Origin of the sequence: Enorma burkinafasonensis, assembly GCF_902150035.1 — a bacterium.
GTDB lineage: Bacteria > Actinomycetota > Coriobacteriia > Coriobacteriales > Coriobacteriaceae > Enorma > Enorma burkinafasonensis.
In genome coordinates, this window is record NZ_LR597508.1 from 82,655 (window position 1) to 107,277 (window position 24,623).

The 24,623-nt window shown below is 68.3% G+C and carries 24 protein-coding genes; 20 read left to right on the plus strand and 4 right to left on the minus strand.

All coding sequences use genetic code 11. The features are described from left to right. The first annotated feature begins 73 nt into the window (after window positions 1–73). Complete coding sequence (locus tag FS885_RS06265) at window positions 74–919, plus strand: class II fructose-bisphosphate aldolase (RefSeq protein WP_144744215.1); 846 nt, start codon at window positions 74–76, stop codon at window positions 917–919. Between the two features lie 20 nt (window positions 920–939). Then, window positions 940–1,410 (plus strand): PTS sugar transporter subunit IIA, encoded by a 471-nt coding sequence (locus FS885_RS06270; RefSeq protein WP_144744216.1) that lies wholly within the window; start codon window positions 940–942, stop codon window positions 1,408–1,410. 400 nt (window positions 1,411–1,810) lie between these two features. Here the strand turns inward: FS885_RS06270 and FS885_RS06275 are convergent, their stop codons facing one another. Next, window positions 1,811–2,377, minus strand: a complete 567-nt coding sequence (locus FS885_RS06275) for a zinc-ribbon domain-containing protein (protein WP_144744217.1) — start codon at window positions 2,375–2,377, stop codon at window positions 1,811–1,813. A gap of 166 nt (window positions 2,378–2,543) precedes the next feature. On the opposite strand from FS885_RS06275, the gene FS885_RS09925 reads away from it, so the two are divergent. The 6 genes from FS885_RS09925 (at window position 2,544) to FS885_RS06310 (ending at window position 7,885) form a co-directional block, all read left to right on the plus strand. After that, entirely contained in the window at window positions 2,544–3,863 is a 1,320-nt protein-coding gene (locus FS885_RS09925) for a zinc ribbon domain-containing protein (RefSeq protein ID WP_186365801.1), read from the plus strand. A gap of 71 nt (window positions 3,864–3,934) precedes the next feature. Next, window positions 3,935–5,212: a 4Fe-4S binding protein gene (locus FS885_RS06290; RefSeq protein ID WP_144744218.1), complete on the plus strand. Its 1,278-nt coding sequence runs from the start codon at window positions 3,935–3,937 to the stop codon at window positions 5,210–5,212. A 3-nt stretch (window positions 5,213–5,215) separates the two neighbouring features. Beyond that, window positions 5,216–5,647 (plus strand): DUF2752 domain-containing protein, encoded by a 432-nt coding sequence (locus tag FS885_RS06295; protein ID WP_144744219.1) that lies wholly within the window; start codon window positions 5,216–5,218, stop codon window positions 5,645–5,647. 91 nt (window positions 5,648–5,738) lie between these two features. Beyond that, window positions 5,739–6,323, plus strand: a complete 585-nt coding sequence (locus tag FS885_RS06300) for a DUF4234 domain-containing protein (protein WP_144744220.1) — start codon at window positions 5,739–5,741, stop codon at window positions 6,321–6,323. 58 nt (window positions 6,324–6,381) lie between these two features. Then, a complete protein-coding gene (gene ychF, locus FS885_RS06305; RefSeq protein ID WP_144744221.1) occupies window positions 6,382–7,458 on the plus strand; it encodes a redox-regulated ATPase YchF in 1,077 nt (358 codons plus the stop codon). A gap of 43 nt (window positions 7,459–7,501) precedes the next feature. After that, entirely contained in the window at window positions 7,502–7,885 is a 384-nt protein-coding gene (locus tag FS885_RS06310; RefSeq protein WP_144744222.1) for a DUF1648 domain-containing protein, read from the plus strand. An 11-nt stretch (window positions 7,886–7,896) separates the two neighbouring features. On the opposite strand, the gene FS885_RS06315 is transcribed toward FS885_RS06310, so the two are convergent. Continuing rightward, the gene (locus FS885_RS06315) at window positions 7,897–8,457 is read right to left on the minus strand and encodes a hypothetical protein (RefSeq protein WP_144744223.1); all 561 of its coding nucleotides are present in this window, start codon (window positions 8,455–8,457) and stop codon (window positions 7,897–7,899) included. A gap of 81 nt (window positions 8,458–8,538) precedes the next feature. Here FS885_RS06315 and FS885_RS06320 point away from each other — a divergent pair, with 81 nt between their 5' ends. After that, window positions 8,539–8,748, plus strand: a complete 210-nt coding sequence (locus FS885_RS06320) for a helix-turn-helix domain-containing protein (RefSeq protein ID WP_144744224.1) — start codon at window positions 8,539–8,541, stop codon at window positions 8,746–8,748. A 120-nt stretch (window positions 8,749–8,868) separates the two neighbouring features. Here FS885_RS06320 and FS885_RS06325 read toward each other — a convergent pair whose 3' ends face one another. Beyond that, window positions 8,869–9,918 carry an asparaginase gene (locus FS885_RS06325; protein WP_144744225.1) on the minus strand — a complete coding sequence of 350 codons (1,050 nt, stop codon included), beginning with the start codon at window positions 9,916–9,918 and terminating at the stop codon, window positions 8,869–8,871. A 177-nt stretch (window positions 9,919–10,095) separates the two neighbouring features. On the opposite strand from FS885_RS06325, the gene FS885_RS06330 reads away from it, so the two are divergent. From FS885_RS06330 to nhaA, 3 genes are all read left to right on the plus strand, one after another. After that, entirely contained in the window at window positions 10,096–11,055 is a 960-nt protein-coding gene (locus tag FS885_RS06330; RefSeq protein WP_144744226.1) for an ROK family protein, read from the plus strand. 129 nt (window positions 11,056–11,184) lie between these two features. Next, the gene (locus FS885_RS06335) at window positions 11,185–12,126 is read left to right on the plus strand and encodes a DHH family phosphoesterase (RefSeq protein WP_144744227.1); all 942 of its coding nucleotides are present in this window, start codon (window positions 11,185–11,187) and stop codon (window positions 12,124–12,126) included. A 244-nt stretch (window positions 12,127–12,370) separates the two neighbouring features. Beyond that, window positions 12,371–13,870, plus strand: a complete 1,500-nt coding sequence (nhaA, locus tag FS885_RS06340; RefSeq protein WP_144744228.1) for a Na+/H+ antiporter NhaA — start codon at window positions 12,371–12,373, stop codon at window positions 13,868–13,870. Here the strand turns inward: nhaA and FS885_RS06345 are convergent. Beyond that, window positions 13,815–14,069 (minus strand): hypothetical protein, encoded by a 255-nt coding sequence (locus tag FS885_RS06345; RefSeq protein WP_144744229.1) that lies wholly within the window; start codon window positions 14,067–14,069, stop codon window positions 13,815–13,817. The two genes, nhaA and FS885_RS06345, sit on opposite strands and share 56 nt — an antisense overlap. Window positions 14,070–14,284: 215 nt before the next feature. Between FS885_RS06345 and FS885_RS06350 the strand changes: the two genes are divergently transcribed. From FS885_RS06350 to FS885_RS06385, 8 genes are all read left to right on the plus strand, one after another. Beyond that, window positions 14,285–15,568, plus strand: a complete 1,284-nt coding sequence (locus tag FS885_RS06350; protein WP_144744230.1) for an aspartate aminotransferase type Ic — start codon at window positions 14,285–14,287, stop codon at window positions 15,566–15,568. A 219-nt stretch (window positions 15,569–15,787) separates the two neighbouring features. Next, window positions 15,788–16,102: an STAS domain-containing protein gene (locus FS885_RS06355; protein ID WP_144744231.1), complete on the plus strand. Its 315-nt coding sequence runs from the start codon at window positions 15,788–15,790 to the stop codon at window positions 16,100–16,102. A 110-nt stretch (window positions 16,103–16,212) separates the two neighbouring features. Then, on the plus strand, window positions 16,213–16,896 hold the full coding sequence (locus tag FS885_RS06360) for a Sec-independent protein translocase subunit TatA/TatB (RefSeq protein ID WP_144744232.1): 684 nt from the start codon (window positions 16,213–16,215) through the stop codon (window positions 16,894–16,896). Then, window positions 16,896–17,681: a twin-arginine translocase subunit TatC gene (gene tatC / locus FS885_RS06365; protein ID WP_246060830.1), complete on the plus strand. Its 786-nt coding sequence runs from the start codon at window positions 16,896–16,898 to the stop codon at window positions 17,679–17,681. The genes FS885_RS06360 and tatC overlap by 1 nt, the downstream gene beginning before the upstream one ends. 9 nt (window positions 17,682–17,690) lie before the next feature. Next, the gene (locus FS885_RS06370) at window positions 17,691–18,041 is read left to right on the plus strand and encodes a hydrogenase maturation nickel metallochaperone HypA/HybF (protein ID WP_144744233.1); all 351 of its coding nucleotides are present in this window, start codon (window positions 17,691–17,693) and stop codon (window positions 18,039–18,041) included. A 60-nt stretch (window positions 18,042–18,101) separates the two neighbouring features. Beyond that, complete coding sequence (hypB, locus tag FS885_RS06375) at window positions 18,102–18,782, plus strand: hydrogenase nickel incorporation protein HypB (RefSeq protein ID WP_144744234.1); 681 nt, start codon at window positions 18,102–18,104, stop codon at window positions 18,780–18,782. Between the two features lie 385 nt (window positions 18,783–19,167). Beyond that, window positions 19,168–21,726 carry a DNA topoisomerase I gene (locus FS885_RS06380; protein ID WP_144744235.1) on the plus strand — a complete coding sequence of 853 codons (2,559 nt, stop codon included), beginning with the start codon at window positions 19,168–19,170 and terminating at the stop codon, window positions 21,724–21,726. A 217-nt stretch (window positions 21,727–21,943) separates the two neighbouring features. Further along, on the plus strand, window positions 21,944–24,376 hold the full coding sequence (locus FS885_RS06385) for a zinc-ribbon domain-containing protein (protein ID WP_186365802.1): 2,433 nt from the start codon (window positions 21,944–21,946) through the stop codon (window positions 24,374–24,376). The last annotated feature ends 247 nt before the right edge of the window (window positions 24,377–24,623 follow it).

Sequence of the window (24,623 nt, forward strand, 5' to 3'; positions counted from 1 at the left end):
ATGGGCATCCGCATCGCGCGCCCGGTAGAACCGGACGGCTGCGTTCGGGGCGCTAACAATACTGGAGGTAACCATGAATATGCCGACGCGAGAGCAGATCGTCGAGATTTTTGCCAAGGCGATCGACGGCGGCTATGCCATTCCGCATATCAACCATTCTGACTATGGCGACCTGATCGCTATCGCCGAGGCCGGCCGCGAGGCCGGGACACCGATCATGGCGGCGGGCACTCCTATGACCACGAGCGTGATGGGCTTTACGAAGATCTCCGCCATCGCGCATCTCCTGGCGGAGGAGGGGGACACGCCGTTCATCATCCATTGCGACCATTGTCCTGATCCTGTGCTTTGCAAGCAGGCGATCGATGCAGGCTACAATTCGGTGATGATCGACGCCTCCGATAAGCCTCTCGACGAGAATATCGCGATCGTCAAGGACATCGTCGACTACGCACATGCTCGTGGCGTGTTCGTTGAGGCTGAGGTTGGCCATGTTGCCCACGGAGAGGGCTCGTCATGGGATGCGAGCGTCGATGAAGCGGTGAAGCTCGTTTCGGCGACTGGCGTCGACGCGCTGGCAATCGCCATGGGTAGCGAGCATGGTTTCTACAAGGAACTTCCGAAGCTCAACTTCGACCTCGCCGCTCAGGTTCACGAGGCGCTTCCGACCACGCCGTTGGTCCTGCATGGCGGGTCCGGTATCCCCGCCGATGACGTTCGCCATGCGATTGCTAGCGGCATCCGCAAGGTGAACGTTGGCACCGACGTGCGTTGCACGTATGTGGCGGGGCTCCGTGACGCCATCGCCGAGATGGGAATCGAGCGTCATACCCAGGACATCATCGCTTTTGCGCAGGCTCGCGCCAAGGAGAAGATCTTCGACGTGATTGATATGTGCGGATCGCGCGGCAAGGCCTAGACCGAAAGAAGGGGATGTAGATGATAGGTGCCGAAGATCTCGAGCTGCTCAAGCCCGAGCTCGTGTTCGTTGATATCGATGCAGAGGATACCGAGGACCTGTTCCGCCAGATGCAAGTCCGTCTTGATTCGATGGGTTATATCAAGGACAACTGGCTCGACGCCATGCTCGAGCGAGAGCGGAACTATGCCACCGGTTTGCAGACGCCGACGATCGGCGTGGCGATTCCCCATGCGGATAACTGTGTTAACAAGGCATACATCGCTGTGATCAAGCCAGTGAAACCCGTTACGTTCCAACCCATGGGCGGAATCGGAGATGAGGTAGAAGCCGAACTCGTGATTAACCTCGGTATCATGCGCGAAGGGGGGCAGGTCGAGATGCTGCAGGCCCTGATGCGCATCTTTATGGACGATGCTGCCGTTGTCGACATTATGGCGCAGAATACCCCCGAGGATCTTGTTGCAACGATTAAGGCTCACCTCGCGTAGACATGCATGTGAGAATCGGTGCCGGGGACTCGGCATCATCGTATTCATGCTGTTGCCGTCTAACGAGCTGGTAGGCTTTGCGGGTCGATATCCTCACATCAAAGACGACGCCCTGGCGCTCTTGCGAGTGCGTCGGGGCGTCTGCTGTGAAGGCGGCATCCATCGGGGATTTCCTGGAAAGACCTTCGTACGAATACTGCATTTGAGCCACTGGTATCGTACGAACGATGCATATGTACCAGTGGTATCGTATGGATTCTGCATTCTTAGGAGAGCTATCGTAAGAAATATGCAGAAATATATATAAAAATGAATATAACGTACGATAGTGAATCCGAAAATGGCCACAATTATGTATCTCGAAGAGCAGTGTGGCCGAAGGGCGGAATCCGCCGGTCGCCTAGCGGTTCTGGGAGAAGAGCGACATCGCGCCGAGCACGATGCAGGCGATGGCGACGATGATCGACAGCACGGCGCCGATCTCGAGGCCGACCTCGAAGTAGCCGTGCATGCTCGAGTTCGCCTCGTTCGAGATCAGGAAGATGAGCACGAGCTCAAGCGCGCCGGCGACCATGGTGAGGATGTCGCCCGCCTTGTTGACGAGCGCGAGCGCGCTTACCAGCACGAGAACGCCGGGGGCGAGCAGGAGGATGTTGAAGAACTCCCCGTCGACGTGGCTGCCGAAGACCTCGGTGCCGAAGGTCATCTGAAAGCCGCTCACGCTGAGGAACCCGGCGAGGTCGAACGCCGGCAGGAAGAAGCCGACGATAAGGACGGCGCCGCATGCGATGCGCACGAGGCGCAGCAGGTCGGCGTTGCCCCGCGCCATGGTGCCGAGGCCGCTTGCGGGGACCCCGGTCGCCGGAGGCACGGGCGCCGGGTTCTGCTTGGCCTCGATGGGCGAGCCGCATGACCCGCAGAACCGGGAACCGTCAGGGATCTGAGCTCCGCACTTGGGACAGAACATGGTCGCACCTTTCCAGATCGCACCTGCCCGGGTTCCGGCGAGGCTCCGATGATCCTCTGAACCCCGAGGGGTGACGTTCACGTTACCGTTGGGCTCCCCGGCGGGCGCGCCACCGGGTTTGCCCCATAATAGACCTAGATGGGACCCATCGAGAGCGGAGAAGACGATGTTTTGCACCAAATGCGGTAGCCAGATTCCGGACGACGTGCGCTTCTGCACCAAATGCGGTGCTCCGGTGACCACAGTCCCGTCGCCCCAGACGCAGGCGACTCAACCCGTCCAGACGCCCACGGTGCAGATGCCCGCTGCCCAGCCCCCTGTGGCCCAAACGGCGAAGATGCCCCCGGCCCAGCAGGCCCCCGCGCAGCAGGCGGGTGCGCCGGCCGGCCAGCGGGTGCACAAGGCATCCGGCAAGACGCGCGCCATCGTGATCGGCGCCTTCGTCGCGCTTGCCGTTCTCGCCGCCGCGGCTGCCGCCGCTTGGTTCTTCTTCATCCGGACCCCGGCGCCCACACCGGTCGTCTTCGCGATCGAGGCGGCGGGCCTCGACAGCGCGACGGGGACCAAGATCCCCGTGCACATCGAGGGGGAGGACATCCGGGGCCATGCCGTCTCGGAGGACCACTACCTCTCGAGCGACGGCACGGGCATGGAACTCGTCGACGGCACCTACGAGCTCACCGTCACCGCCTCGCCCATAGCGGCGGACGGCACCATCTACGACATCGAGGACGCGGGCAGCGCCACCCTCGAGCTCGAGGGCGATAGAGGGACGGTCGAGGGGTCGATCGTGCTCGAGCCCATCCCCGCGGCCGAGGTGACCGATGAGGAGATCGAGGCCGCCTACGAGGCGGCGCTCGCCGGCGGCGCGGAAGACGCCCAGGCGGCCGAGGCCCTCCGCGACGCGGCGACCGCCCGCCGTGACGAGGCCGTCGCGGCGGAGCAGGAGGCCGAGGCGGAGCGCCAGCGCCAAGAGGAGGAGGCACGCCGCCGCGAGGAGGCGGAGCGCGCTGCGCAGGGTACCTACCAGACCGACTCGTTCTCCTTCGACATCCCGTCGTATTGGGAGGGGCGCGTGACCGTGCAGATCGAGGGCGACAGCGTGACGATCTGGTCGTCCGCCTACCCCGAGCGCGAGGTCGCGACCTTGGACTACATCTCGGTCAACGCGGGCGTGGGAACCGATATCGGCGGGGCGAACGACGCGACCGGGGACCTCGGCAACGGCATGATGGTCTACCTCTACGCGCCGAACTACGCGTATCGGATCGCCTACGCCAACATCTCGGGGTCGACCGACCCGAATGACTACTACTCGCTCGAGGAGGCCCAAGAGCTCGTCGACCTCCAGTCGGCGGGCACCGTGGACTACGAGGACTACCTCCAGAACATGCGGGACAACGGCGGGAACAGCCCGACCCAGGACATGTTGACCGCCGCCGTGCAGCAGATCGACATCGACGACTTCAACGTGCGCCTGCGCTAGCGGGCGGGTACCGTACAATAGAGCGGTTGCGCGCCCTCGCGCACGAGGGTCCCGGTACAGAAAGGGCGGACATGGCGGAGCAGAAACGCGACATGTTCGATGACATCATCGATATCACGAAGAGCCTGAGCGGCATCACCGAGCCGTTCAACGACCTGAAGGACGCCTTCTTGGGGAACACCGACCCCGAGGCCGTCGAGTGGAACCCCGCCGACTACAAGGAGCGGCCGCACGCGAACACCCTCCGGTGCCTCGCCTGCAAGTCGCCCAAGAGCTCATGCAAGGCATGCGTCGACATCTGTCCGGTCTCGTCGGTCGCCATCGAGGACGGCGGCATCGACATCCTGGACACCTGCCGCAAGTGCGGGCTCTGCGCGCCGGTGTGCCCGACCGAGGCCATCACCACGACCGGGCACAAGCCCAAACGTATCTACGACCAGGTCGCTGCGGCCGCCGCGGCGTACGAGACCGCCTACGTGACCTGCGCCCGGGCGCTCCGCCGCGTCCCGCGCGAGAACGAGGTGGTGCTCGCCTGCATCGGCGAGGTGACGCCCGAGACCTGGCTCGCCATCATGGCCGACTACCCCAACGTGAGCGTGTACCTGCCGCTCGACAGCTGCGAGGGCTGCCGCAACGCCCAGGGCGAGGAGCTTCTGGGCGAGGCCATCGCCACGGCGGAGGAGTGGCTGGGCGCCGGCATGGGCCTCGAGGTCGAGGCGTCGGCCCTCACGTGCGTGAAGCGCCGCGAGTTCGAGCGCAAGGAGTACATGGACAAGATCATGCGCACGACGGGCCTCACGGTCTCGAAGCTCAACCCCGCGACCGCGGCGGTGACCACGGTCGCCCAGCGCCTGCGCGACCACACCAAGAAGCTCTCCTCCATCGAGCGCACGCTCTCCGCCGCGACCGGCACCACGACCCAGCGCCGCCGCCGCGTGCTCACCCAGAGCCGGCAGCTGTTGCTCTCGGTCCTGCAGAGCCGCCCCGAGCTCGCGGGGAACATCCGCGTGCAGGTGCCCGAGTGCGACTTCGCGAAGTGCACGATGTGCGGCGACTGCGTGGAGGCCTGCCCCCTGCGCGCGTGCGACCTGGTCGACGCGGGTCGCTTCGCGCTCGAGGCGACCTACTGCGTGGGCTGCGGCCTGTGCGCCGAGGTCTGCGAGCCGCGCGCCCTCACGATGGTGGAGCGCGACGCGCACGACCTCGTGCTGCCCGACCCCGAGGCGAAGCAGGGGACGCTCGAGGCGGTGGCGGGCTCGGTGGGCGGCATGGACGCCGGCAAGCTCGCCGCGGAGGCCAAGAAGGGCCTCTCCACGGTGCTCGACCAGGTCGAGAAGCTCGCGGATTAGCCCATGGACAAGTGGGGCCCCCAGGTCGGGCGGCGCACCCGGGTCGGCGAGATCCTGGGCATCGGGGCTTTCGTCGCCGTGGCGGCGCTCGTGCTCTACCTTATCGGCGTGGGGTGCCCGATCAAGTTCATGACCGGCATCTCGTGCCCCGGCTGCGGCATGACGCGCGCCTGGCTCGAGCTCGCGCAGGGGCATCTTGCGGCCGCCTTCGCCTACCATCCGCTGTTCTGGGCGGTCCCCCTCGTCGTGGTGCTCGCCTGCGCGCCCGCGAGTCGCGCCCAGCGCGCGGCGCTCGCCCTGTGCATCGCCGCCTTCGTGGCGCTGTGGGCATGGCGCATGGCCGTGCCGGCGGATACCGCCCTCATCATCGACGCAGGGACCGTCGAGGACGTGGTGAACGTCAGCCTCCCGGGGTGGGCGGGCCTCCTTTCGTAACGGGACCGCAACCGTTCGTGACATCCTGCTTGACGGTCGGCCGCAGGGGCGGATATGCTTGCCGCATGACGGACGACGTGAGGGGGTTCCCATGTTTTGCAGCTCTTGCGGAAAGCAGATTCCCGACGGCAGCACGTTCTGCCCCATCTGCGGTGCCAAACTCCAGGCGGCCGGGGGAGGCCAGCAGCAGTACGCGTCGGCGCCTCAGCAGCCGAGCTACGGCTCTCCGCTCACGGGCGGCGCGATCGTGAGCCCCAACCAGCCCACGGGTCCCGGCTACATCCAGACCGATCGCAGCATCCTCGTCTACATCATCCTGTCGTTCATCACCTGCGGCATCTACGGCTTCTGGTTCATCTACACCATCGCGCGCGACATGAACGTCATGTGCTCGGGCGACGGCGACCGCACGCCCGGCCTCGGCGCCTATATCGGCCTCTCGATCGTGACCTGCGGCATCTACAACCTCTGGTGGGTGTACAAGATCGGCAACCGCCTCGCGTACAACGCCCCGCGCTACGGCCTGCAGTTCCAGGAGAACGGCACCACGGTGCTCATGTGGTACATCGTCGGCATCATCCTGTGCGGCCTTGGTCCCTGGATCGGCATGTACATCATCATCAAGAACACCAACGCGATGGCGGCGGCGTACAACAACTACATGGCGCGCCAGTAAGGGCGGGTTTCGCCTACAATAGGTGGGCACACGCAACGACTTAGAGAGGAAGTAGCTCGTGGCTCTTTCGATCGGTATCGTGGGCCTGCCCAACGTGGGCAAGTCGACGCTGTTCACCGCCCTCACCAAGAAGGGCGGTCTCGCCGCAAACTATCCCTTCGCGACCATCGATCCCAACGTCGGTATCGTGAACGTGCCCGATGCGCGCCTGCAGAAGCTCGCCGACATCGTGCACCCGGGCCGCATCGTGCCCGCGACGGTCGAGTTCGTGGACATCGCCGGCCTGGTGAAGGGCGCGAACGAGGGCGAGGGCCTGGGCAACCAGTTTCTGGCGAACATCCGCGAGACCGACGCGATCTGCGAGGTGGTCCGCTACTTCAAGGACCCCAACGTCATGCGCGAGGTGGGCCGCGTCGGCGAGTTCGTCGACCCGGCGAGCGATGCCGAGACCATCATGACCGAGCTCATCCTGGCCGATATCCAGACGCTCGAGAAGCAGATCCCCAAGCTCGAGAAGGAGGCGCGCCGCGACAAGGAGCTCGCGCCCAAGCTCGAGATCGCCAAGCGCCTCCTCGCCTGGCTGAACGAGGGCAACCGCGCGGCGGCGCTCGACATGACGCCCGAGGAGCGCGCGGCGGCCAAGAGCCTGTTTTTGCTCACCATGAAGCCCATCCTCTACGTCGCCAACGTCGACGAGGATATGCTCCAAGACGAGCTCGCGCCCATCGACGGCGTGGCCCCGATCCCCATCTGCGCCAAGGTCGAGGCCGAGCTCTCCGAGCTCGATCCCGAGGACGCCGCCGAGTACCTCGAGTCGCTCGGGCTCGAGCGCCCCGGCCTGGAGGTCCTCGCGCAGGCCGCCTACCGGCTGCTCGGCCTGCAGTCGTTCTTCACGGCGGGCGAGATGGAGGTCAAGGCCTGGACGGTGCGCCAGGGCGCCACGGCCCCGCAGGCGGCCGGGGTCATCCACTCCGACTTCGAGCGCGGCTTCATCAAGGCCGAGGTGATCGGCTACGACGACTACGTCGAGCTCGGCGGCGAGCGCGGCGCCCGCGAGGCGGGCAAGCTCCGCATGGAGGGCAAGGACTACGTCATGGCCGACGGCGACGTGGTCCACTTCAGGTTCAACGTTTAGGCCCCGCCGCCCGGCGGGCCCCACGACACAAGGCGGTCTATCGATGTTCCGTTACGGCAAGAGAAACGGCTACCTCACGATTGCGCTGGCGGTCCTCGCCATCATCCCCGTCGCGATCGCGTTCTTCATCATCCCCGAGATGCCCGAGTCGGTGCCCATGGCGTTCGGCGCCGACGGCGACCCGACGCGCTTCGCGAGCCGCTACCAGCTGTTCCTGGTACCCGGCGTCGCGGTGGCGCTCGGGGTGGCGAGCTACCTCGTCGCGCGGCGGCAGGCGGAGCGCGAGAACGCCTCCGAGATCGCCTCGCAGATCGTCTACTTCCGCCACGTGCGCAGCGGCGTGCTCACCGAGCTCCTGCTGCTCGCGTGCTCTATCTACCTGTTCGTGACGGCCTACACCGGAACGGGGTTCACCCTGCCTTTCTAGGGCCGGCTCCCTCAACAATCGAGTAGTTCCAGCGCCGCGATGAGGCCGCCCTCCGCGCGGGAGGCGAGGCACAGGTCCGCCGCGGCGCGGCAGGCCGCCCCCGCGTCGGCGAGGGCGAACGCGCGCCCCGCCTCGAGGAGGAGCGGCAGGTCCTCGGGGCGCGTGGCGACCACCGCGGTCGATGCGAACGCGGCCCGCTCCCGGCGGCAGATGGTGGCGAGACGCGCCGGCGCCGTGCGCGCCCGGCTCCCCTCATCGGCATCGAGCCCTATGAGCGCGAAGGGCGGGACCGCCCCGCCCCCGGCAGCGGCCGCAAACGCCGCCTCGATCGCACCCCGGCCCGCCGAGGTTGCGATTGCGAGGGCGTAGCTTCCCGCATCGACGGCGGCGCGCAGCCGCGCGAGCTCCTCTGCGGTGAGGTGGGGCCCGCGCGCTCGCGGGTCGTCGAGGTCTATGACAAGCAGCCGCCGGGCCCGCGTGCCGGGGCGCGCCCCCGCGAGCGAGCCGGCGGGCCGCGAGGTGTGCCGCGCGCGTGCGCGCGCATCCGCCAGGCGATGGGTCCCGTCTGCCATGAGCGCCTCCGCCCTGTGCGTATCTCATCGACGTAAACTATAGTTTACGGCAGGTCAGGCGCCCTTTCGCATGCTTGTCCCATGAGCGAGCGGATTGAACAGACCATCGGTGAGAACGTGCGGCGCCTGCGCATCGAGCAGGGTCACTCAAAGACCGCGTTCTGTCTGATGGCGGGGATCAGCCGCCCGTATCTCGACAAGGTCGAGGCCGGCGAGGCCAACATCACGGTGCGCCAACTCGAGCGCCTGGCGGCGGGCCTCGGCGTGGACGCCATCGACCTCATCTCCTGATCATCGGTTTTGACGCCCCATCGGCTCGGCGCCCGCGCCATCGCGAGCGCGAGGCGCGGCTGCCGCGCGCCCTTGCGCCCCCGACGGGGCGGCGCGCGGGTACCGGACCGGTGCTACGGCCTAGAGCCCGGGCTGGCGGTCGTGGTTGACGGGCTGGTAGAAGAGCCGCTCGAGCTCCTCCATGTCGTGCGTCTGGCCGAGCGCCCACATCATCTTCGCGACGATCGCCTCGGTGGTCATGTCGCCGCCGCGCAGGATTCCGGGATGGTCGGCGTAGGCGCGGCCCACCTCGTAGACACCCAGGTCGAGCCCCTCCTCGGGCACCTGCGTGGTGAGCACGAGGGCGCGTCCCGAGTCCACCCAATCGAAGATGGCCTGCTTGAACGAGGGCTCGTCCGCGCCGTAGTCGGGGATGCCGCCCAAGCCGTAGATCTCGAGGATGAGGGCGTCGTAGCCCTCCTTCAGGGCATGGAAGAGCTGCGGGTTGAGACCCGGCGTGAGCTTGAGGACCGCCACGCGGTCGTCGATCTCAGAGAAGCTGCGGAGCTTGGTGGGGGTCGCCGCGCGCTGCAGCGACAGGGCGCCCGCGATGCCGGGGACCTGCTCGAAGACGTCGCTGCGCACGATGCGGTCTCCGCGGATGTAGGCGAGCGGCGGGTAGTTCACGCTCGAGAACGCGTTCGAGCTCATGGTGCGCTGCTTGCGCGCGCGGGTGCCGGCGATCGCGAGGCCGCCGAAGACGATGCAGACGTCGCGCGACAGGTCGTCGGCGGCGTAGAGCAGGCTCTGGTAGAGGTTGAGCTTCGCGTCGGTGAACGAGCTCGTCATGGGGCGCTGGGAGCCCGTGAGCACGATGGGCTTGGGGTTGCCCGGGATGAGGTAGGAGAGCGCCGCCGCGGTGTAGGCCATGGTGTCGGTGCCGTGCAGGATGAGGAAGGCGTCGAAGGACGCGTAGCGCTCGACGATGGCGTCGCGGATGCGCACCCAGTCGGCGGGGCGCATGTTGGTGCTGTCGATGTTCATGAGCTCGAGGACATCGAGCTCGCAGATCCCCTCGATCTCGGGGACGCAGGCGGCGAGCTCGGCGCCCGTGAGCACCGGCGAGAGGCCGTGGCCGTCCTCCGCGGAGGCGATGGTGCCGCCGGTGGCGATGAGCAGGATCTTCTTCATGGGCGCTCCCTGGTCGGGGACGATACGGCGCGGCGGTGGCGGACCGCCGGCCGCCGCATATCCCCCAATTGTGGCACAGGGGCCGTCTCGGCTGCCGGAACGCACGGAAAGTGTGCAACAATGCGGGGTGGCAACGACCGGCGCGCCTCCGCACGGCGCCCAGGGGAGGGGGATCTCATGGCTGAGGACAAGGAGCTCTACATCGGGCTCGACGTGGGCGGCACCTCCGTCAAGATGGGGCTCTTCGACGCCGCGGGCGAGCTTCTGGGCCAGGGCAGCGTGCCCACGCCCCCGCTCATCGACGCGGACGGCTACACCGCGGTCACGGACGGCATCACCAAGCTGCTCGACGTTTCGAGCGAGCCGATCGAGGGCGTGCGCGGCATCGGCCTGGCGATCCCGTGCCCGGTGCCCGATGACGGCGTGATCCGCATGCAGGCCAACATCCAGATCAACGCGCCCGGGCTCGAGGCCGCCCTCAAGCGCCATTGCCCGCGCGCCGCCGTGAGGTTCGAGAACGACGCCAACGCCGCCGCGATGGGCGAGCTCTGGGTGGGCGCCGCCCGCGGGCGCAGGAGCTTCGTCTTCGTGACCATCGGCACGGGCGTGGGCGGCGGCATCGTGGTCGACGGCAATGTCGTGGGCGGCACGCTCGGCGCCGGCGGCGAGATCGGCCATATGTGCATGAACCCCGACGAGGAGCGCACCTGCGGGTGCGGCGGCAAGGGCCACCTCGAGCAGTACGCCTCGGCCACGGGCATCGTCACGAGCTACCGCGCCGCGTGCGAGGAGCGTGGGCAGGAGCCGGTCGCGCTCGACGGGCCGAGCGACTCGCGTTCCGTCTTCGCCGCCGCCGAGGCGGGTGACGAGGCGGCATGGGCCGCGATCGACACGATGTGCGACTACCTGGGTCGCGCGCTCTCCCTCATCGCGAACGTGGTCGACCCCGAGGCGTTCATCCTGGGCGGCGGGACCTCGCATTCATCGGACCTGTTCCTGGACCGGCTCCATGCGGCCTACCGGCGCTATGCGATTCCGGTCACGCGCGATACGCCCATCGAGATCGCCTCGCTCGCAAACGAGGCGGGCATCTATGGTGCCGCCTACGTGGCGTTGAGAACCGCCGAGGAGTGCTAGGCGATAGGGGCGCCGCCCGCGCGGCGGGGCGTCGACGTGCTAGGATAGGGGGCGACCGGTTCCTATGGGGGCGGGTCGCCCCTTTTTCGGCCGAGGCCCTCGGCCGCTGATACATCTATGGAGGAAACCATGGCAAAAGTCCTCGTCTTCGGACACCAGAACCCCGACAACGACGCCATCATGTCCGCGGTGGTGCTCGCGCAGCTCCTGAACCAGGTCGAGTACCTGGGCAACGAGTACGAGGCGTGCGCGCTCGGCCCGCTGCCGGCGGAGTCCGCCAAGCTCCTCGCCGAGGCCGGGCTCCCCGAGCCCCGCCAGCTCGACGCCATCGAGCCCGCCGCCGAGGGCGAGGACGCCCAGCAGGTGGTCCTCACCGACCACAACGAGCCCGGCCAGTCCGTCGCCGGCCTCGAGAACGCCCAGGTGATCGGCGTCGTCGACCATCATCGCTTCGGCGACTTCACCACCACCGCCCCGCTCCACATCGTCGCGCTCCCCTGGGGCTCCAGCTGCTCGATCGTGGCGAAGCTCTTCGACATCCTCGGCCAGGAGCCGACCGACGTCCAGGCGCGCCTCTTGCTCTCGGCCATGATGACCGACACACTCATGCTCAAGAGCCCCACCGCGACCGCGATCGACGCCGTGATCGCCAAGAAGCTCGGCGAGCAGCTGGGCGTCGACCCGGTGAAGTTCGGCATGGAGGTCTTCCTCTCCCGTCCGTCCGGCTCCTTCACGCCCGCCCAGATGGTCGGCAACGACATCAAGCTCTTCGAGGTCGCCGGCACGCAGCTGCTCATCGGCCAGTACGAGACCGTCGACAAGTCGCGCGCCCTCGGCATGATCCCCGAGATCCGCGAGGCCATGCGCGCCTACCAGGCCGAGAAGGGCGCCGACGGCATCGTGCTGTGCGTGACCGACATCATGGAGGAGGGCTCGCAGGTGCTCCTCGAGGGCGAGACCGCTGCCGCGCAGAAGGGCCTCGGTATCGAGGACGTCCCCGAGGGCGTCTGGATGCCGGGCGTGCTCTCCCGCAAGAAGCAGGTCGCCGCTCCCATCCTCGCCGCGAACTAGACCGCTCTATCGCGCCTGAGACAGCGCTACGCGCAAGGCCGGTTCCCCATTGCGGGAGCCGGCCTTCCTTGTTCGCGGACATGTGAGCGTATGAGAGGCCGCTCGGGCTGTGGATTCCGTCTGGATGCGCATGGGCGGAGCTATTGCGCGCCACGACAACGGTGACAATTGATAGCTAAGGTGGGCGTCTGGGCAAGGCGCCCTTTTTCGTGACAGGGTACTGCGGAAAGGACTCGGGGCATCTATGGCTCAGGAGCGGAAGACAACCGGTTGGCAGGCGGCCTTGAAGGCGGTCGGGCGCAAGGCGCTTGCGCGCAAGCCCGGTTGCGCCGGCTCCGATTTCAAGGCGGGGGGCGTCCATCTCGTTACCGAGCAGCAGCGCAGGCGGCTCGAGCGCCGCAGCGCCATCGAGCGCATCACGTCGAACGGTACCGTCTCGGCCTTCGTCATGATCGCCGCCGCCGTCGCCGCGGTGATCTGCGCCAACACGGACGCGTACTTCCCGCTCCACGAGTGGTTCGAGCGGCCGGTCTCCATCGCGATCGGCGGCTGGGAGTTCTCACTCACGTTCGAGCTCTTCGTCAACGACTTTCTGATGGCGATCTTCTTCCTGCTGGTGGGCATCGAGCTCAAGTACGAGATGACCGTGGGCGAGCTCAGGCGCCCGCGCCAGGCGATGCTGCCCATGCTCGCCGCCGTGGGCGGCGTCGTGGTGCCCGCCACCATCTACGCGGTGGTCAACCGCGCCGGCGCCGTCTACGGGTGGGCCATCCCCATGGCGACCGACATCGCCTTCGCGCTCGGCGTCCTCTCGCTTCTGGGCAGCCGCGTGCCGCCGGCGCTCAAGGTGTTCTTCTCGACGCTCGCCATCGCCGACGACCTGCTCGCCATCGCCGCGATCGCGCTCTTCTACGGGCACGCGCCGCATCTGGGATGGCTCGCCGCGGCGGCGCTCGTGACCGCGGCGCTCGCCCTCGTCAACCGCCGTCGCTACTTCGGTGTGGCACCGTACCTCACCCTCGGCCTCGTGCTGTGGTTCTGCCTCTTCCAGTCGGGCATCCACGCGACGCTCGCCGGCGTGATCCTCGCGTTCACCATCCCGGCGCGCTCTGACGTGAACGCCGCCGCGCTCATCGGCTGGCTCGAGGGCAAGCTCCCCGAGCTCGACGACCGCTTCGACGACGACGCGCACATCCTGGGCCAGCACGACTTCACGCATGCCGTCTACGGGGTCGAGCGGGTCATGCACCGCGTGACGCCGCCGCTCCAGCGCCTGGAGCACCGCATCTCGACGCCGGTGAACTTCATCATCCTGCCCCTGTTCGCCTTCGTGAACGCGCAGGTGCGCCTCGTGGGCGTCGATTTGGGCGCACTCGTGGTCGATCCGGTGGCGCTCGGTACCTACCTGGGCATGCTCCTCGGCAAGCCGCTCGGGATCTTCGGGGTGACCTACCTGCTCGTCAAGGCGGGCCTAGCCGAGCTCCCCGAGGGCGTCAGGTGGCCGCATATCGCGGGCATGGGCATCCTGGGTGGCATCGGCTTCACGATGTCGATCCTCATCGCGGGGCTCGCGTTCACCCAGATCCCCGCCGAGCTTCTGGCCGCCAAGACGGCGATCCTCGCCGGGTCGGTCTCGGCGGCGGCGATCGGGCTCGCAATCATGCGCGTGGCGTGCGGGGGCGGCTCTTCTACTCGACGGTGCCGTACCGGCCGCCCCAGCCGTGAGCCGCGAGCGCGGAGTTGATCTGGTCGCAGAGGCGCTGCCGGTCGTAGGTGCCGGGTGGGAGCAGGTCCACGATCTCGTGCAGGTCGCGGTCGAGGTCCATGAGCTCGGCGAGGACCACCGCGTCGAGCCGGTCGATGGTCGCGCGGCCCATGAAGAGGGAGTCGACGAGTCGCTGCAGGTCGCCGAACGCCTCGGCGCGGAATTGTTCGAGATCCATGGTCCCTCCTTCGGGTCTGGGCGCCTTAGGGCCCGGTGCGTCGGCCCGCGCGCCGCTCATGCGGGCACGGCCATAAGCATAGCGCGCGGGTAAAAGATTTACCTACGAAATCGAACGGCGCGCCGGCGCGCGGGCGGCGCCGGTATACTTATCGGAACCGTGCCGCCGCGCGCAGTCCCTCGGGGTCCGTGCGCCCGTAGTGGAAAGGGATGCATATGGCGACGATATACCAGCAGATGAGCGCTGCCGAGCTCGACGATGCGATCGCGGGCCTCGAGGCGGAGGTTGAGCGGACGCGCTCGCTCGGGCTCGCGCTCGACATGGCGCGCGGCAAGCCCAGCCCCGCGCAGGTCGACATCTCCCGCCCCATGCTCGACCTCATCTCGAGCGACGCCGACCTCACGGACGAGGGCGTCGACTGCGGCAACTACGGGTGCTTCGAGGGCATCCCCTCCGCGCGCCGGCTCGCCTCGGCGTTTCTCGGCGTGCCGCCCGAGCAGACGCTCGTGCTCGGCTCGTCGAGCCTGAACATCATGCAGTCCGTCATCATGCACTACTGGGAGAAGGGCGCGCCCGGCCACGCTCCCTGGCGCACGCTCGAGCGCGTGAGGTTCCTGTGCCCCGCGCCCGGCTACGACCGCCATTTTGGCATCACGGAGGACCTAGGGATCGAGAACGTGCCGGTGCGCATGACCGAGACCGGCCCCGACATGGACGAGGTCGAGCGCCTCTGCGCCGCGGACGACTCCATCAAGGGCGTGTTCTGCGTCCCCAAGTACTCGAACCCCACCGGCATCACCTACTCCGACGAGACGGTCCGTCGCCTCGCCTCGATGAAGGCCGCGCCCGACTTCCGCATCGTGTGGGACAACGCCTACGCGGTGCACGACCTCACCGACGAGGGCGACGAGCTCGCGAACATCTTCGAGCTCGCGCGCGAGGCGGGCAACGCCGACCGCGTGCTCGGCGTCGCCTCGACCTCCAAGATCACGTTCCCGGGCGCCGGCATAGCGTTTCTCGGCTCGTCGGCCGCAAACGTCGACGCGATCTCGAAGACCCTGAAGGCCGGTCTCATCAGCGCGAACAAGCTCAACCAGCTCATGCACGTGCGCTTCCTGCCCGATATGGACGCCGTGCGCGCCCACATGCGGCGGCACGCCGAGTTCCTCCGTCCGCGCTTCGAGGCGGTCGAGCGCAAGCTCGAGGAGGGGCTCGCCGGCACTGGCTGCGCCACGTGGTCGCATCCGCGCGGCGGCTACTTCGTCTCGTTCGAGGGCCCCGAGGGCTCCGCTAAGCGCGTCGCCGCGCTCTGCGCCGAGCTCGGGGTGAAGCTCACCCCGGCGGGCGCCACCTGGCCCTACGGCGCCGACCCGCATGACTCGAACATCCGCATCGCGCCCAGCTACCCCACGGTCGCCGAGCTCGAGGCCGCGCTCGACGTGCTCGTGCTCGCTGTCAAGCTCGTCTCCGCCCAGCTGGCGCGCGAGGAACGCCGCTAGGGCGTCCACTGCGCCTGTCGCCGCAGGTGACGCAGGGTCCTGGTGCCCTGCCCGCCGGTGTCTGACCGCGCCCGCGTACATGCTGAAGATTTGCTGATGCGCCTCCGTGCACCGCGCGGGGGCGCATCACCGGTACAATGGACCGAATACGGCGCCGCGCACGCGGCCCGTCCTAGATGCTGACGAGCCGGCCGCAGGGCCGGCATGTGGGGAGTGCATATGGAACTGGTCATCACCACCCAGCCGACGCCTGAGCTCTACGTCATCGCCGTCGAGGGCGAGATCGACATCTCGAACGCCTCGAAGCTGCGCGATGCGATCGACCTGGCGCTCGAGCAGCCCACGGACACCGTGCAGCTCGACTTCGAGAAGGTCGCCTACATCGACTCCGCGGGCATCGGCGTGCTCGTGGGCGCCGTGCACCACGCCGAGGAGCACGGCAAGCGCTTCTCGGTCGTGAACGCCCAGCCGGGCGTCATGCGCGTGATTCAGCTGCTCGGGGTCGACTCCGAGATCGACGTCACCGCTCTGTAAAGCCCGCGCCGCCCCGTGGGTTCAGGGCTCCGGGGGCGGTATACTCATAGCGTTTGCGCGCCCGCGCCGCCGCGGGTGCCGTTTCGGGAGGATATTCACAGGAGGTTCTCGTGTTCGGAATCGGGCAGACCGAGCTTCTCGTCATTCTGGTCTTCGCCTTCCTGCTGTTCGGACCGGATAAGCTGCCGCAGATGGGCCGCACCATCGGCCGCGCGCTGCGCCAGTTCCGCGAGACGCAGCAGAAGGTGACCTCGGTCGTCCAGACCGAGATCGTCGATCCCATGGCCGCCGCGGCAACCGCCGAGGCCGCCAAGCCCAAGTCCGTCGCGAGCGCGGCTGACGACGCTGCCGAGGCCGCGGGCGAGGGTGCCGAGGGCGCGGACATCGCCACGCAGAAGGCCGCCGAGGCCCGCAAGGAGACGTTCGCCGAGCGCCGCGCCCGCCTCGCCGCCGAGAAGGCCGCGCGCGAGGCAGCGCCGCAGGATGCCGACGCCGCCGCGCCCGACGCTGCGGCCGCGGGCGAGGGCACCGACACCGCCGAGGCCGCCCAGCCCGCCGCCGACCAGCCGGCCGCGGAGAGCGAGCCCGTGCGCACCACGGCCGACCTCTACGCACGCCGCCCCCATCGCCGCCGCACCGCCGGCGAGGCGGCCGCGGACGCCACGGACGCTGCCGAGGCGCCCGCCACGGACACCGCCGCGCCCGCCGGCGACGCGGATGCCGCCGCACCCGGGGACGCGCCTGCGGAGGCCCAGGACCTGAACACCGCCAACCCGGAGGGGGGTGAGCGGTAGTGCCCATCGGACCGGCGCGCATGCCGCTTCTCGACCATCTCGGCGAGCTTCGCCGCCGCCTCACCATCGTCGTGGTGAGCGTGCTCGTGGCGACGGTCGTCTTCTACTTCGCGACGCCCACGATCATCGACATCCTGACCGACCCCATCCGCCCGCTCGTCGAGGAGGGCCGCTTCTACATCACGACGTCGCTCGGCGGCTTCTCGGTGCGCTTCTCCATCGCGCTCAAGACCGCCGCGGTCGTGTGCGTGCCCATGATCTTGTGGCAGATCCTCGGGTTCTTCCTCCCGGCGCTCAAGCCCAACGAGCGCAAGTGGGTGGTGCCCACGATCCTCATCGCCACGGCGCTCTTCTTCGTCGGCGCGGTGTTCTGCTACTTCATCATCGTGCCCGCCGGCTTCGAGTGGCTCATCGGCGAGACCAACGCCATCGCCACGGCCCTGCCCGACCTCGTGGACTACCTCAACATCGAGGTGCTCCTCATGATCGGCTTCGGCGTGGCGTTCGAGCTGCCGCTCATCGTCTTCTACCTCGCCGTGTTCCACATCGTGCCGTACGCGACCTTCCGCTCGGCGTGGCGTTATATCTACGTCATCATGCTCGTGGTCTCCGCGTCGGTCACGCCCGACGCGAGCCCGGTCACGCTCTTGTTCATGTACGCGGCCATGCTCTCACTCTACGAGATCTCGCTCTTCGTGACGCGCTTCGTGATCATCGCCCGCGAGGGCAGAAAGGGCCTCACCGGGAGCCGCCTCGCGCTCTTCATGGACGACGAGGAGGCGTAAGGCCCCTCCATGCACGAGCTCGGCCTGGTGTCCGGCATACTCGAGACCGTGACGGCGGCGGCGCGCGAGGCGGGGGCCCTGCGCGTGGTCTCCGTCACGTTGCGTATCGGGGACCTGCGCGAGGTCGTGCCCGAGTCGCTCGATTTCGCGTGGGAGGTGCTCGGCGACGAGGACCCGCTCACCGCGGGCAGCGCGCTCGTCGTCGAGGAGGTGCATCCGCGCAGCCGGTGCCTCGCGTGCGGCGCCGAGTTCGGCCACGACCGCTTCCACCTGAGGTGCCCGGAATGCGGCAGCGCCACCACGACGCTCCTCGCCGGCCGCGAGCTTCAGATCGTGTCCATGGAGGTCGACCTGCCGTAGGGGCCGCCGGCGAGCTCCGCCGTGCGTCGCCGGACGCGCCGGGACCGAAAGGGGATTTACATGTCAGAGCGCACCATCGATATCGAGCAGCCCATCCTCTCGCGCAACGAGCGCCTGGCCGCGGGGCTGCGCGAGCGCTTCGGCCGCACGGGGACCTTCGTCGTGAACGTGCTCTCGAGCCCCGGATCGGGCAAGAGCTCGACGATCCTCGCGACGAGCGCGCGCCTGCGCGACGCCTATGGCCTGCGCTCGGCGGTCATCGAGGGCGACATCGCGAGCGACGTGGACGCCCGGCGCATGAAGGAGGCCGGGATGCCGGCCATCCAGATCAACACCGGCGGCCTGTGCCACCTCGAGGGCAACATGATCGCGCAGGCGGTCGACGCGCTCGATGAGGCGGTCGGACTGGACGAGATCGACGTCATCTTCATCGAGAACGTGGGCAACCTCGTCTGCCCCGTCGACTTCGATCTGGGCGAGAACCTCTGCGTCATGATCCTCTCGGTGCCCGAGGGTGACGACAAGCCGCTCAAGTACCCGGGGATCTTCCAGCATGCGGGGGCGCTCCTGCTCAACAAGATCGACGTGGCGCCCGCCTTCGATTTCGATCTCGCACTCTATGGCCGCACCCTCGACGACCTCAATCCCCGGGCGCCGCGCTTCGAGGTGAGCGCGACCAAGGGCGACGGCATGGACGGGTGGGTTTCCTGGCTCGCCGCGCAGATCGAGGCGGCGCGGTAGCTCCTCAGCCGTCGACCGGCCGCCGGGAGCCTCTTGTCATCGCCCGGGCCTCGATGATGCCGCCCTCGTCGGCCCCGGCGGCCCCGGAGCTGCCGACGCGAACGGCGGTCGCCCGAAAGGCGGGCACCCATCGGTTGAACCCGTATGCATCGAGATACATGGATATAGACGTTTTCGACGCATTGAAGCGCTTTAAACGTCCATATCCCTGTATCTCGATGCGCGCGCCGCGACCCCGCCGGCCGGGCGCTCCAGTGGGTTTTTGGTAAACGGCAGGTAACTCGCGTATACTGTCCCGCGAGCAAAGAAGGCCCGCGGTACCGCGCGGGCGAACGGGACGCCCGCGCGCTTTGCATGCGGGCAAGCGCAACCAAGAGGTTCCATCTTGAAACTCGTCATCGCAGAGAAGAACATCGCTGCCCAGAAGATCGCCCAGCTCCTCGCTGACGGCAAACCCAAGACCGACAAGGTCTACAACACGCAGGTCTACCGCTTCACGGTGGACGGCGAGGATTGGGTGTCCATGGGCCTCGCGGGGCACATCCTCGCGCCCGACTTCCCCGACGAAATCCTCTTCGACAAGAAGCAGGGCTGGTACAGCGTGAGCGAGGAGGGGGAGGTGCTGCCGGCGGACGTCCCCGACGGCCTGGCGCGGCCCCCGTACCCCACCAAGCGCAAGCCCTACCTCGCGAACGGCATCAACATCAAGGGCTGGAAGGTCGACAGCCTGCCGTACCTCACGTGGGCGCCCATCGTGAAGAAGCCCGCGGAGAAGGAGATCATCCGCGTCCTCAAGAACCTCGCCAAGAAGGCGGACCACGTGATCATCGCGACGGACTTCGACCGCGAGGGCGAGCTCATCGGCTCGGACGCGCTCTCCTGCGTGCGCGAGGTGGCGCCGGACGTGCCCACGAGCCGCGCGCGCTACTCCGCCCTCATCAAGGGCGAGGTGACGGCGGCCTTCGAGAACCTGGTCGAGCTCGACCAGGACCTGGCCGACGCCGGCGAGAGCCGCCAGTACATCGACCTCATCTGGGGCGCGGTCCTTACCCGCTACCTCACGCTCGCGCGCTTCGGCGGCTTCGGCAACGTGCGCTCCGCGGGCCGCGTGCAGACGCCCACGCTGGCGCTCGTCGTGGAGCGCGAGCGCGAGCGGATGGCGTTCGTGCCCGAGGACTACTGGCAGATCCGCGGCATGGGCGCCGCCCAGGGCGACGCGGACTCCGCGTTCAAGATCGGCCACGCCACGGCCCGCTTCACCGACAGGGATGCGGCCGAGACGGCGTTCTCGCACGTCGAGGGCGCCACGACGGGCACCATCGCCGAGGTCGCCAAGCGCAGTCGCAAGCAGCAGCCCCCGGCGCCCTTCAACACCACGTCGCTCCAGGCGGCCGCCGCGGCCGAGGGCATCAGCCCGGCGCGCACCATGCGGCTCGCCGAGAGCCTCTACATGGCGGGCTACATCTCCTACCCGCGCGTGGACAACACCGTCTACCCGCGCACGCTCGACCTCGCGGGCATCGTGGGCGGCCTCGCCGCGAACGTCCCGGCGCTGCGCCCGGTGACGGCGAAGGTGCTCGCCGGGCCCATGAAGCCCACCCGCGGCAAGACCGAGACAACGGACCACCCGCCCATCCACCCCACCGGCCAGGGCAACCCCGAGAGCCTCGACGGCGCCCAGAAGAAGCTCTACATGCTCATCGCGCGGCGCTTCCTCGCGACGCTCATGGGGCCCGCGACCATAGAGAACACCAAGCTTTCCATCGACGTGGCGGGCGAGCCGTTCACCGCGTCGGGCGACGTGCTGGTGGACGCCGGCTTCCGCGAGGCGTACCCCTACGGCCTCAAGCGCGACGAGCAGCTCCCGCCGCTTTCCGAGGGCGACGTGATCGACGTCTTCGACCTCAAGCTCGAGGCGAAGCAGACCGAGCCGCCCGCGCGCTACAGCCAGGGTCGCCTCGTGCAGGAGATGGAGAAGCGCGGCCTGGGCACCAAGTCGACCCGCGCCTCGATCATCGAGCGTCTCTACCAGGTGCGCTACCTCAAGAACGACCCCATCGAGCCGAGCCAGCTCGGCATGGCGATCGTCGACGCGCTCCACGAGTTCGCACCGCGCATCACCACGCCCGAGATGACGGCCGAGCTCGACTGCGACATGACCCGCGTTGCCGAGGGCGCTGACACCCAGGAGCACGTGGTCGAGCACTCGCGGGCGCTGCTCGCCGGCATGCTCGACGCCCTCATCGAGCACAAGGACGACCTGGGCGAGGCCATCGCCGACGCCGTCACCGCCGACGCCCGCGTGGGCGCCTGCCCCAAGTGCGGCAAGGACCTCGTGATGAAGACCTCGGCCAAGACGCGCGGCAGCTTCATCGGCTGCATGGGCTGGCCCGAGTGCGACGTCACCTACCCGGTTCCCTCCGGTGTGAAGGTGAGCCCGCTCGAGGGCGACGCCGCCGTGTGCCCCGAGTGCGGGGCGCCGCGCATCAAGTGCCAGCCGTTCAGGCAGAAGGCCTACGAGGTCTGCGTGAACCCCCAGTGCCCCACCAACTACGAGCCCGACCTCAAGGTGGGCGAGTGCGCCGCCTGCGCCGCGGCGGGCCGCCACGGCGACCTGATCGCGCACAAGAGCGAGCGGAGCGGCAAGCGCTTCATCCGCTGCACCAACTACGACGAGTGCGGCGTGAGCTATCCCTTGCCCGCCCGCGGCAAGCTCGAGGCCACCGGCGAGGTCTGCGAGCACTGCGGCGCGCCGATCGTGGTGGTCGAGACCGCCCGCGGCCCGTGGCGCATCTGCGTGAACATGGAGTGCCCCGGCAAGGAGCAGAAGCCCGCGCGCAGCCGGCGCGGCAAGGCGGCGGCTAAGACGGGCGCCAAAAAGGGTGCGGCCAAGAAGACCGCGGCCAAGAAGGCCGCGCCGCGCAAGACGACCAAGAAGGCCTGAAGCAGAAGGCTCCATCCCTAAGATGCGGGGCCCCGGCGCGATCGTGCCGGGGCCCATCTCATCTGCGGGCAGGATATAGCAGGAAAGGCTCCCACAGAGGGGGCCGTTCTGCTATTTTTTGCCCGCAGATGCGCGGGCCGCTCGTCGTATCATGGATGCGTTGGAAGATTCGAGCCGGCGGCGCGCGCCGCGGGGTCCGAAGGGCGGGGGATACGCGATGTTCTGCACGAGCTGCGGCAAGGAGCTTGCCGAGGGCACGAAGTTCTGCACCCGGTGCGGTAAGCCTGTGGTTCAGGTAACCCCGCGGGAAGAGCCCGGTCAGCGCCCCGAGGGCGAGGGCGCCCCGGCAAACGGGCCGGCGCCTGCCGAGGTGGCCGTACCGGTCGAGGGGGTCGCGTCCGCCGAGGAGGTCGCGCCCGCAGCCGAGGCGATGCCGGTCGGAGCGCCGGCGCCCGAGGCGGAATCCGCCCAGGCGGCGGCATCCGTTCCGATAGAGGAGGTCGCGCCCGCCGACGAGCCTGCGCCCGCGCAGGGCCCGGCGCCGAAGACCGCGCCGCTCGTCGACGATGCCGTTGGGGGCGCTGCGGCCGATGACCAGGCGGCAGCGGACGCCGCGGACGCCAAGGCGGCCGAGGACGCCCTCTGGCCGGCGGACGCCGAGGGCGCGTCGGGCGCGGAGCCCACGCGCGTGATCCCGCAACCGCCGGTTGATGCCGCCCCGCAGGGGGCGCCGGCCCAGCAGGGTGCCGCGCCGCAGCCGGGGTTCGCCCCGGATGGCGCCATCCCTCCCGGCCAGACCGCCTGGCAGCCCCCGGTGGCTCCGCAGGACCCGGGCGCGCAGAACGGGCAGGTGCCGCCCGAGCAGCCCCGCAAGAAGAAACCCGTCGCCCTCATCGCGGGCATCGCCTGCGTGGTCCTCGCCGCGATCATCGCCGTGTGCATCTTCGTCGTGCCGCGCCTCATGGGCGAGGACGTCGTGTACTTCGGGCAGCGCGACGCGCTCGCCTGCTCGGTGGTGACGCGCATCCGCCCGCGCGATGCCGAGGGCAACGATCTCACCTCGTATGCCGTGCGCCTGGTCGAGCGCACCGCCGACAACCTCGACGCCGACGGCGCGCCCACGCTCGAGCAGGTCGTGGCCGAGATCCGCGTGACCGGCACGAGCGGCTTCACGTTCGAGGACTTCGGCGACATCCCCGATGGCGACTACGTCCTGGTCATCGTCGATGAGGACACGGGCGAGGAGTACCGCAACGACATCGAGTACGTCCACGACCAGACTACGGTCAACGAGACCTACGTCATCCAGCCCGAACCCGAGCCCGACACCAGCGCCGAGGACGCGCCCGAGCAGGAGGAGCCCGAGGTCGAGGAGCCCTCTGAGGACGAGCTCGCCTACGCCGCCTACTACCGCACCTGCCAGGAGCTCATCGGCGAGCACGGCGAGCCGGGCACCGTCGAGCTCTACGACGGCCAGGAGACCATGGTCACGGGTCTCGCCCTGGCCGAGCTCATCGATTTCGACGGCGACGGCACGGATGAGCTCCTCACGATCGTCTGCAACCTCGAGGCGCAGGACGGCAGCATCGTCGAGTACAGCAACGAGGGCTATGTGGCGCAGGTCTGGGACTACCGGGACGGCGAGGTCGTGCAGCTCTACGACCGCGCGAGCGAGTTCTCCAACGGCGGCTCCTTCTACCAGTACCTCTACGAGCGCGACGGCCTGCCCGTGCTGGGGACCTCGTGGTACGCCGACACGACGGGGACCTCGATCGAGGAGTACCACAGCGGGTACTTCATGCTCGGTGCCGACGGGTTCGAGACGATCGCCCAACTCAACTCCTTCTTCGACTACGACACCGGTGACCTCACGGAGAGCTTCGCGATCGACGGCGTCGAGGCGACCGATGAGCAATGGGCGACCTTCGTGGACGAGACGCCCGCGACGCAGTGCTACACGCTGCTGCAGTTCAGCAGCGTCTCGGGTACCGAGCGCGCCGACTCGACCATGGAGGAGGTCGACCCCGAAGCCTGCGTCTCCACGACCGACGAGACTCTCGCGGAGCTCGAGGAGGGCGCCGGCGAGGCGCTCGAGGAGACGGGCGAGACCGAAGCCGAGGCCGACGGTGCCGCGGACTCCGAGCAGGCTGTGCGCGACGCCGTGGCGGAACGCCTCGATGCGTTCAAGAACGGCGATGCCGCTGCCATCGACGAGGTCGCGGGCATCATCGATGGCGGATGGGCCCAGCTCATGGACGGTCCCACGTTCACGGCGTGCGGAGGTGACCCCGACGAGTACGCCCGGATGATGCTCGACGGCTTCGATTACACGATCGGCGGCATCGCCATCGACCCGGCGTCCGGCACGGCCACGGTCGAGGTGTTCGCCAACGTGCGCGACGTCTTCCAGGTCATCGACGGCTTCGAGGCCATGGTCGATGAGTACCGGGCCTCGGACGAGTACGCGACCTCGACGCTCGAGGAGGACAACCAGCGCTACGCCGAGATGCTCATCGAGGCGGCGGGCAACGCGGGGTACTCAAGCAGATACGCCTTCACGCTCACGCTCACCGAGGCGGATGGCGCCTGGACGCTCGATGAGGACACCTGGGGCACCGAGATCGACTGGCTTTTCAACATCGTGGAGTAGCACTCGTAGCCCGCGCGGCAATCGCAAGCAGTTTTTCGACGGAGAGGGCCTCGCACGGGGCCCTCTCAATCGATTTTCTGCTTGCGATCGCCTGTCCGGGTGCGAACGGTCGCTCCCCGTGGTTGATTTCCGATCCCAACCGAACACATTGAGCTGACGGCACGCTCCCGCAGTTAACCGAACGCCCCCGAGGTCCTATCCGGGCCCCGGGGGCGGCATTTTCCCAGTTGAAGGAATGGTGGAGATG

What these genes read in the sequence shown, in the direction of transcription:
- FS885_RS06265 (WP_144744215.1), top strand. Translation starts at nt 74, where the DNA reads ATGAATATGCCGACGCGAGAGCAGATCGTCGAGATTTTTGCCAAGGCG.
- FS885_RS06270 (WP_144744216.1), top strand. Translation starts at nt 940, where the DNA reads ATGATAGGTGCCGAAGATCTCGAGCTGCTCAAGCCCGAGCTCGTGTTC.
- FS885_RS06275 (WP_144744217.1), bottom strand. Translation starts at nt 2,377, where the DNA reads ATGTTCTGTCCCAAGTGCGGAGCTCAGATCCCTGACGGTTCCCGGTTC.
- FS885_RS09925 (WP_186365801.1), top strand. Translation starts at nt 2,544, where the DNA reads ATGTTTTGCACCAAATGCGGTAGCCAGATTCCGGACGACGTGCGCTTC.
- FS885_RS06290 (WP_144744218.1), top strand. Translation starts at nt 3,935, where the DNA reads ATGGCGGAGCAGAAACGCGACATGTTCGATGACATCATCGATATCACG.
- FS885_RS06295 (WP_144744219.1), top strand. Translation starts at nt 5,216, where the DNA reads ATGGACAAGTGGGGCCCCCAGGTCGGGCGGCGCACCCGGGTCGGCGAG.
- FS885_RS06300 (WP_144744220.1), top strand. Translation starts at nt 5,739, where the DNA reads ATGTTTTGCAGCTCTTGCGGAAAGCAGATTCCCGACGGCAGCACGTTC.
- FS885_RS06310 (WP_144744222.1), top strand. Translation starts at nt 7,502, where the DNA reads ATGTTCCGTTACGGCAAGAGAAACGGCTACCTCACGATTGCGCTGGCG.
- FS885_RS06315 (WP_144744223.1), bottom strand. Translation starts at nt 8,457, where the DNA reads ATGGCAGACGGGACCCATCGCCTGGCGGATGCGCGCGCACGCGCGCGG.
- FS885_RS06320 (WP_144744224.1), top strand. Translation starts at nt 8,539, where the DNA reads ATGAGCGAGCGGATTGAACAGACCATCGGTGAGAACGTGCGGCGCCTG.
- FS885_RS06325 (WP_144744225.1), bottom strand. Translation starts at nt 9,918, where the DNA reads ATGAAGAAGATCCTGCTCATCGCCACCGGCGGCACCATCGCCTCCGCG.
- FS885_RS06330 (WP_144744226.1), top strand. Translation starts at nt 10,096, where the DNA reads ATGGCTGAGGACAAGGAGCTCTACATCGGGCTCGACGTGGGCGGCACC.
- FS885_RS06335 (WP_144744227.1), top strand. Translation starts at nt 11,185, where the DNA reads ATGGCAAAAGTCCTCGTCTTCGGACACCAGAACCCCGACAACGACGCC.
- nhaA (WP_144744228.1), top strand. Translation starts at nt 12,371, where the DNA reads ATGGCTCAGGAGCGGAAGACAACCGGTTGGCAGGCGGCCTTGAAGGCG.
- FS885_RS06345 (WP_144744229.1), bottom strand. Translation starts at nt 14,069, where the DNA reads ATGGATCTCGAACAATTCCGCGCCGAGGCGTTCGGCGACCTGCAGCGA.
- FS885_RS06350 (WP_144744230.1), top strand. Translation starts at nt 14,285, where the DNA reads ATGGCGACGATATACCAGCAGATGAGCGCTGCCGAGCTCGACGATGCG.
- FS885_RS06355 (WP_144744231.1), top strand. Translation starts at nt 15,788, where the DNA reads ATGGAACTGGTCATCACCACCCAGCCGACGCCTGAGCTCTACGTCATC.
- FS885_RS06370 (WP_144744233.1), top strand. Translation starts at nt 17,691, where the DNA reads ATGCACGAGCTCGGCCTGGTGTCCGGCATACTCGAGACCGTGACGGCG.
- hypB (WP_144744234.1), top strand. Translation starts at nt 18,102, where the DNA reads ATGTCAGAGCGCACCATCGATATCGAGCAGCCCATCCTCTCGCGCAAC.
- FS885_RS06385 (WP_186365802.1), top strand. Translation starts at nt 21,944, where the DNA reads ATGTTCTGCACGAGCTGCGGCAAGGAGCTTGCCGAGGGCACGAAGTTC.